Source organism: Acinetobacter tianfuensis, assembly GCF_003611465.1.
Taxonomy (GTDB): domain Bacteria; phylum Pseudomonadota; class Gammaproteobacteria; order Pseudomonadales; family Moraxellaceae; genus Acinetobacter; species Acinetobacter tianfuensis.
This window is the reverse complement of sequence record NZ_RAXV01000033.1, coordinates 38,426-44,831: the sequence shown is the minus strand read 5'-3', so window position 1 is coordinate 44,831 and position 6,406 is coordinate 38,426. Positions and strand designations below refer to the sequence as shown.

Below are 6,406 nucleotides of genomic sequence, written 5' to 3'. Positions count from 1 at the left end.
GCGTGATTCTGAGCTAAAAAAAGTAAATGATGCATAAGCCTACAAAAGCTTTACACAAGGTATATAAAGATCAAAAAATAGGGAACACTTGCCCCCTATTTGTAAATACCGATCTCAAGCTTTTTAAGCTTTAATTGAGCTCATAAAGCTTACTGCGCTGAATAACCAAAGGAACAATACAAAACTCCGTCCGCGGTTAAAGTTTGCTACATCTGTACCATGCAGCATGTTATGACGTGTCGCGGTTACCGTTGAGCTGCTATCCATTTTATAGGCAGCCAACTCTGCAAAGTAGCCATTCAGCTCCAGCGCAATTTTTGACTTATGCCATAAGCTTTTAATCTCACTGCCTTTCAGGCCTGGGACAATTTTATAGACATCGACTAATTTCGTGCCATTTTCCTGCAAGAAACCTTTCGCTAAAAGTACATCAGTTAATAAGCCTTCAAGCTGCGCATACAGTGCAGGAATACAGCCTGCATAGAAGCCCTGACCATACATTGCTATCGTTTGCTGAATAATAACTTTACGCGCTGCCAAATGTTCGCTCGGCAGCATTTGATCCAAAGCATCAAACAGTTCTAACTGGAAAAAATCAGCTTGAATCACATTAAGCAGATCAAAGTTTTGAATGTCATCTTCATCATTTATCCGCTGCCAAAAATGCAGTAAATTCAGAGCATCATTTGCCACTTTGGCATCATTCGGCTGGTTCAGCTCATCTGCTAAAACTTGAAAATAGGGTTCTTCAGCCGCCAGCTTTTCTAAAGTTTGCATTAAAAATGTATGTTCGCCTTGCGACATACTGTCTAAATAATTTTGTGCATCTTTTAAAATAACTTTACTGGCACGCTGAGCCTTACTTTGATTGGCGGCAATTCGGGTGACGGGTTCATTATCATAATAATCATCGTGCATCATGACAGTTATATCTCAAGTTTTAACTGTCTTGATTATGGCGCTTCTTCTGTCTGGAATATAGAAAAATCTTCTTTTGCAAAGAATTCCTTGAAAGCCTTGTGCAAGTCTGAGCTATCTCATGTAAAATTATTGTCCATTTCATAATGAATACGAACGAGAGAGTTATATCCGTGCGAAATATTTTAGTCACTAACGCCCTTCCATACGCAAATGGCCCAATTCACATGGGTCACCTACTCGGCTACATCCAAGCAGATATCTGGGTTCGTGCCATGCGTGCAATGGGACATATGGTGACTTATGTCTGCGCGGATGATGCTCACGGTACTGCAATCATGCTGCGTGCTGAAGCAAACGGTATTACACCTGAAGCGCAAATTGCCAATGTACAAAAAGAACATATCCGCGACTTTGACGGTTTTAATGTGATTTTTGATCATTATGATTCAACACACAGTGAAGAAAACAAAAAACGTTCACAAGAAATTTATATTAAAAACCGTGAAGCTGGCAATATTGCAGTCCGTCCTGTGACTCAGCTTTTTGATACTGAAAAAGGCATGTTCTTATCTGACCGCTTCATTAAAGGCACATGCCCTAAATGCAAAGCTGAAGATCAATATGGCGATTCATGTGAAGTCTGCGGTACAACCTATAACGCTACGGAACTTTTAAACCCGCGTTCAACACTCAGCGGTGCAACACCTGTAGAAAAATCTTCAGATCACTACTTCTTTAAACTGCCGAACTTTGGTGAATACCTGCAAAAATGGACACGTGATGAAGGCCGTTTGCCTGTGTCGATCGCAAACAAACTAGATGAATGGTTTGAAGCAGGTCTGTCTGATTGGGATATTTCTCGTGATGCCCCTTACTTCGGTTTTGAAATTCCAGATGCACCAAACAAATATTTCTACGTTTGGGTGGACGCACCTATCGGCTATATGTCGAGCTTTGAAAACTACATCAAAACTAAACGTCCTGACTTAAACTTTGACGATTACTGGAAAAAAGATTCGAAAAATGAAGTCTATCACTTCATTGGTAAAGACATCGTTTACTTCCACGCATTGTTCTGGCCTGCAATGCTTGAAGGTGCAAACTACCGTACCCCTACAAGCTTGTTCGTAAACGGTTTCTTGACTGTAAATGGTCAGAAGATGTCAAAATCTCGCGGTACGTTCATTAAAGCAGAAACGTATTTAGAGCATTTAAACCCTGAATACCTGCGTTACTACTTCGCGTCTAAGCTTTCTGACAAAGTTGAAGATTCTGATTTAAACCTTGATGATTTTGTTCAGAAAGTGAACTCCGACTTGGTTGGTAAAGTGGTGAACATCGCAAGCCGTTGTGCGAAGTTCATCAATACCAAGTTTGATAACAAACTTTCTGCAACGTGTGTAGAGCCTGAATTGGTGCAAAGCTTTATTGATGCAGGCGCTTCAATCGCTGCTCAATATGAAGCACGTGAGTTTTCTGCTGCAATCCGTGAAATCATGGCGCTTGCAGACAAAGCCAACCAATATATCGATGAGAAAAAGCCTTGGGCTTTAGCGAAAATTGAAGGCGAAGAACAGCAAGTTCATGACGTATGTTCTGTCGGCATCAACTTATTCCGTCAATTGGCTGTTTACCTTGCACCTGTATTGCCTACACTGGCAGCGCAAGTTCAAGACTTCTTAAAACTTGAATCTTTCGATTTTGCATCAGGCAAAACAGTTCTAGTTGATCATGAAATTGCTCAATTCCAGCCATTAATGCAGCGTGTAGACCCGAAAGCGGTAACTGCCATGGTTGATGCTTCTAAAGACTCTTTAGCCGCTGCGGCTGAAGCGCCAAAAGCTGAAAAGAAAAAAGAGAAGAAAGCTGCTGAGAAAAAACCTGAGCCTAAAGTGGGTGAAGCTGAAATTATTGGCATTGAAGACTTTATGAAAGTTGACCTACGTGTGGCTGAAGTTTTAGAAGCGGCTCACGTTGAAGGTTCAGACAAACTTCTTCAATTGACTTTAAATGTTGGTGAAGCTGAGCCACGTAATGTATTCAGCGGTATCCGTGAGTTCTACCAGCCTGAAGACTTAAAAGGCAAATTGGTGGTCATGGTGGCAAACCTTGCACCGCGTAAGATGCGTTTTGGTATTTCAAATGGTATGGTTTTAGCTGCGGGCAACGGTGAAGGTGTTTGGGTGATTTCACCTGAAACTGGTGCTAAACCGGGTGATAAAGTGTCTTAAGATTTAGGTCTGAGATAAGAAAAAGCCTCTACGATGTAGGGGCTTTTTTATGACTCAATACAAATAAAATTTGTCGCCAAAATTCTTCGAGAATAATTTCTTAATTTTTTATGATGAGCTACTCAAACATACCGTAAAGGAAATTTAAAATGAGTAACTCAAATCAATCTAAGTCTGTAGCAAATAACTCAGCAAATCAACAAAATGTAAATAAAGGAACCAATGGAACGAATACTGCCTATGATCGTAATCAAGGCAATCGCGGTCAACAGTTAAATCCGAATCGTAAAAAGTAATTTTTTAGTTAGAGAAGTACTCAACCAAGAGTACTTCTTATTTTTTTATTCTATAGGGGCTTTTATGTACGCTTTAGCACAATTTCCATCGCAAGGTGATTTAATTAAATTTACTTATGATTCTTTAGGGATTATTCCATCTAAGTCTGAACAAATTTTAGATTTAAAGATTGAAAACAAAAGTCTGCAAAAAAGTTTACAACGCTTTGCAAAAGAAGATGGCTCTAATTTTTTAGAAAATTTTAATCTACATATGCAAGCCCTACATTCTGCAATCACTGACCTCTTCCCAACATGGCATTTACAGCACTCAATTTTAGATACACTAAAAGATTTATTCCTATGTTATTTAGAGGCCGTATTAACAATACCATACTTATTTAAATAAAAAGGATTCTTTTGAATTTATTATTCAAACTACTGTTTTACCTCGACTCTCTATTTCAGTCCTCAAATATAAAGAATGCTATGCAGATTTTTTCAAAAATGTTCATGCACCACAAAAATTTTTTTGGTTTTTAGGATCAGATAATCAAACACCATTAAGTTACATCATGCAGTGGATTTATAATTCAGAAAACTTAACTCACGAAGAATTTCATACTTTACTTCCAAGCCAATTAAAAAATAAAGAGGATAACCAAGACGAAAAAGACTTGTGGAATATTGAAAATTGGTTAAAAGATAAAACTTTGCCTTCATTTGCAATGCTTAAAGCTACATTTGAGCGTGCATTTAAATCACAGGCTATATCAGTAGACCATCAAGAAACCTATCTCTTCTTTTTGTTGATTGGTCGCTTTTGTACATACTGTATTCAGCAAATTAAAGAAAATTATGGGGCAGATTTTTTACAAACTCTGTTTACAAAACTTAGATCTTATTTAGATGCAATCTATAAAGATTTTCATATTTTTTATAACGATGAAATGCAATCTATTATGAATGAACAAAAAAAATTAATGGCTTCTGACTCATACAATATAGAAAATAACGTTGATATTGAAGAAATGGCTCATTTTTTAGTCTTTGAATCATTCTCAAAAAACTGCTTACAACCTGGTGCAGAATTAGCTTTACATGTACAGCGAGTCGGGCACACCAATGACCTGCCTGATTTTGACGATCATTTTCCCACTAATTTTAACTTAATCACATTAAAAGATGGTTTTCGCTATTTGCAATCACAAGCGAATCCTAAACATTTTCTAGCAAATATAGAGAATTATCATCATGGTTATTTTGATGTTTTAAATAATAAAATGTCTTTTGATGAATGGTACTTAAATTATAAATCTTGCAAAAATGACGTTGTATATCCTTGGCTCGAACAATGGATTCAAGCTGTATTAGCCTTTAAGAATAATCAATACCATAAGTCACTAGAGTATATGAACCAGGCATTTGAAACTATTCGCTACTCAGCAGGTAAACATCAAGAACGCTTTTTAGAAGATTACTTGCTTATCGCTTTAGCAAATGAAAAAAGTTACAGAAGCTTTAAACAAGCTTATAAATGGGGAACTTTTATGAATCATTTTGGTGGATTAAAACCATTATTTAACCTAGAAAATGATGATGAAATTAAGCAACTGTACCAAGATAAAAAAAGTGATTTTATCACCTTTGAAAAAATGAAAAATAATATGGATATGAGAACTTTAGCAAAAATGGTTTTTCATTGGAAATATGATTCCGAATAGCATTTAGGAGGGAGAAATCCCTCTGTTTTATCACTTCATACCAAAAATCAGTTTCAGACCCAGTACCGTCATCACGGCTCCTGCTGCCCGATCAAAACCCGCTTTAAACTTTAAATACACACGGCGCGGTTTTTCTGCCGACAAAGCCACAGCGACCAATGAGCACCATCCTGCATCAATAAAGAAACACAAAACTGGCAGTACAAAGTAGAAATATGTCGGAATGTCTTTCTGCAGCAGTGCTGTAAAAATACTCGCTAAAACAATCGCAATTTTTGGGTTAGACAGCTGCGTAATCAAACCTGTGGTAAATGCACGGCGCAATGACATTTGCGAAGCTGCGTGTGTATCCGTATCAATCGGTTCTTTAGCATGCTTAATAATTTTAAATGCCATCCACAGCAGATAAATTCCGCCGCAGATTTTCAAGGCCAAATAAGCAGAAGGAACGGCCAAAAGGAAGGCCTGTAAGCCCAATACCGCCAATAAACCAAAGATTGCGGCACCTAAACCTGTACCAAGTGCGGTAAATAAACCATGTTTACGCGAAATCGCTATTGAATTTTTTGCCACATAAATAGATGTCGGCCCTGGACTCATCGCACCCAGCATAAGAGCAAAGGCGATTGAGCCTAAAATCCAAAATGATTCCACAACGGCAACCCGCAAAAAAATTAGTCAGCACATTCTAGCGACATAAAAACTGAATATCTCGCTATTTTTCTCACAGTTTTTTTAAATAGCGAAATTTTTCACTAGCTGTTTAGCAATTCACCTAATTATTCATTAGCGCTTAAATTCTTTGCTGCATTTTTTATGCTTATTATGCTGTACACATTCCGCAGTTACCCCCATTTCTAATAGCGAAAAAAACTAAAACCCGCAAAAATATGCGGGTCTAGGTCAACATTGATATATATCAGAATACTGCTTTAAAACACTTCACCGCTGGCAACAGGTTCGTTAAATGCGGCCTCTTCTCTTGGTAATTTATAGTCCTGCTCAGACACTGGCATGCCGCCAATAATCATGGTACGGACTTCTGTACGCGGCGGCTGCATTTCCTCACGGCCATCACATCCAGCTAAACTCAAAAGCACAAGACCTGTAAATGCCGCAGCGCATGCAGCAGGAAAAATGGTCGCGGATAAAAATTTCATTTTCATCCCCTCCATGAATTATTGTTCTTAGCTCCAGCATAGCATCAAAGTTTAAAAAAACAGCGTATTTTATCGGCTAATTGTACATACGCATA

Annotated in this window: 7 protein-coding genes; 4 read left to right on the top strand and 3 right to left on the bottom strand. The window is 38.0% G+C overall.

What is annotated here, in order from left to right; genetic code table 11:
- Positions 1-123: 123 nt before the first annotated feature.
- Positions 124-921: a hypothetical protein gene (locus tag D7V32_RS13630; RefSeq protein ID WP_171407670.1), complete on the bottom strand. Its 798-nt coding sequence runs from the start codon at positions 919-921 to the stop codon at positions 124-126.
- A 170-nt stretch (positions 922-1,091) separates the two neighbouring features.
- Here D7V32_RS13630 and metG point away from each other — a divergent pair, with 170 nt between their 5' ends.
- The 4 genes from metG to D7V32_RS13615 all read left to right on the top strand — a co-directional run bounded on the left by metG (position 1,092) and on the right by D7V32_RS13615 (position 5,151).
- Positions 1,092-3,152: a methionine--tRNA ligase gene (gene metG / locus D7V32_RS13625; protein ID WP_120403391.1), complete on the top strand. Its 2,061-nt coding sequence runs from the start codon at positions 1,092-1,094 to the stop codon at positions 3,150-3,152.
- Between the two features lie 149 nt (positions 3,153-3,301).
- A complete protein-coding gene (locus tag D7V32_RS17370) occupies positions 3,302-3,448 on the top strand; it encodes a hypothetical protein (RefSeq protein WP_171407669.1) in 147 nt (48 codons plus the stop codon).
- Positions 3,449-3,512: 64 nt separating this feature from the next.
- Positions 3,513-3,836: a hypothetical protein gene (locus D7V32_RS13620; protein WP_120403390.1), complete on the top strand. Its 324-nt coding sequence runs from the start codon at positions 3,513-3,515 to the stop codon at positions 3,834-3,836.
- A gap of 166 nt (positions 3,837-4,002) precedes the next feature.
- The gene (locus D7V32_RS13615) at positions 4,003-5,151 is read left to right on the top strand and encodes a hypothetical protein (protein WP_120403389.1); all 1,149 of its coding nucleotides are present in this window, start codon (positions 4,003-4,005) and stop codon (positions 5,149-5,151) included.
- Between the two features lie 30 nt (positions 5,152-5,181).
- On the opposite strand, the gene D7V32_RS13610 is transcribed toward D7V32_RS13615, so the two are convergent.
- Positions 5,182-5,805, bottom strand: a complete 624-nt coding sequence (locus D7V32_RS13610) for a LysE family translocator (protein ID WP_120403388.1) — start codon at positions 5,803-5,805, stop codon at positions 5,182-5,184.
- Between the two features lie 278 nt (positions 5,806-6,083).
- Complete coding sequence (locus tag D7V32_RS13605) at positions 6,084-6,311, bottom strand: NF038215 family lipoprotein (protein WP_120403393.1); 228 nt, start codon at positions 6,309-6,311, stop codon at positions 6,084-6,086.
- Between the last annotated feature and the right edge of the window lie 95 nt (positions 6,312-6,406).